Genomic DNA, 1520 nt, shown 5'->3' with positions numbered 1-1520 from the left:
CCTACATGAATAATATCTATTCCTGCCGTCGTATAGAGTCGCTCCTCAAGCGTGACATTCATTTCATCTATCTGGCAGGATATGAACAGCCTGATTTTATTACCATCAATCGTTTTCGTAATCGTGTGAAAAAGGAAATCAACAATATCTTCACACAGGTTGTATTAATACTTGCAGCCAAAGGTTTGATAAGTCTTGACGTTGAATATATTGACGGCACAAAGATAGAATCGAAAGCCAACAAGTATACCTTCGTTTGGAAGAGAACCGTGGAAAAGAACCGCGCCAAGTTGCAGGAACAAATACGCACACTCTTGCTTCAGGTTGATGATGTCATAGCGCAGGACAATGCCGCTAAGACAGAAGGTGTCGAGTTTACTGCAGCTCTGCTCGATGAAATATCCGAGGAATTGAACAAGTCTTTGGAATCAGCCCCTGAGCCTAAGACAAAAGAAGAGAAGCAGGCTGTTAGAACCAAGAAGAAACAGCTTAAAGAGCTTGAGAAGAAACGTAATAAACTCCAGGAGTATGACCAACAACTTGAGGTTATGGGAGAGAGAAACTCCTACAGCAAGACCGACCCTGATGCCACGTTTATGCACATGAAGGAGGATGCTATGCGGAACGGACAGACTAAGCCTGGATATAATCTGCAGATAGCAACTGAGAACCAGTTTATCACCAACTTTGCACTCTATGCTAACCGTACAGACACGCTCACACTTTCTTCTTTCTTGGAGTCTTTCAAATCACGCTATCATCGTTATGCCAAGACTGTCGTAGCCGATTCAGGGTATGGCTCCGAGGAGAACTATCTGTTCATGGACGTACATAATATGGAAGCCTATGTGAAGTATAACTACTTCCATAAAGAGCAGCGTCCACGCTATACACCTAACCCATTTAGTCCCGCAAGCCTTTATTATAATAAGGAACAGGATTTCTACGTCTGCCCTATGGGACAGCATATGAAGCGTATAGGCATGAAGCGTTCCCTAACCTCTAACGGATTCGTTACTTACAGCGTACGTTATCAGGCAGAACGCTGTGATGGTTGTCCGTTGAGAGGCTCATGTTTTAAGGCAAGAGGGAACAGAATTATAGAAGTAAACCACCAACTACAGCACTATAAACAAAAGGCACGGGAACTACTGACCTCAGAAGAAGGCATCAAGCATCGAGGACGAAGGTGCATAGAACCTGAAGCTGTTTTTGGACAAACAAAATATAATAAAGCCTATAAGAGGTTTAGGCATTTTGGAAAAGACAAGGTCAATATGGACTTTGCCTTCTTCGCTATTGCCTTTAACATAGGGAAAATGTGTAGAAAAACTAATCTCAAGGAACTAAAAGCCGTTATGGAGGTACTTTTTGTAACCTTCAGATACTCTATACAAGTTTATATAGGCTATTTAAAGCCCAATAAATCATTTTATATGAAATTAGCAGCATAGCTGCAGTAAATAACGAATTATGTCGTAGACAAGGTAAAGGAAGAACAAAAAGAGGATGTATCAATT

At 41.4% G+C, this 1520-nt stretch carries 1 protein-coding gene; it reads left to right on the top strand.

The annotated features are described in order from the left end of the window. A partial coding sequence (locus HMPREF0666_RS15830; RefSeq protein WP_009013399.1) for an IS1182 family transposase occupies positions 1-1454 on the top strand: 1454 nt, incomplete at its 5' end. Positions 1455-1520: the final 66 nt, after the last annotated feature.

Origin of the sequence: Prevotella sp. C561, assembly GCF_000224595.1 — a bacterium.
Taxonomy (GTDB): domain Bacteria; phylum Bacteroidota; class Bacteroidia; order Bacteroidales; family Bacteroidaceae; genus Prevotella; species Prevotella jejuni.
Note: the sequence above shows the minus strand (reverse complement) of the source record. Positions and strands in the feature narration are given on the sequence as shown.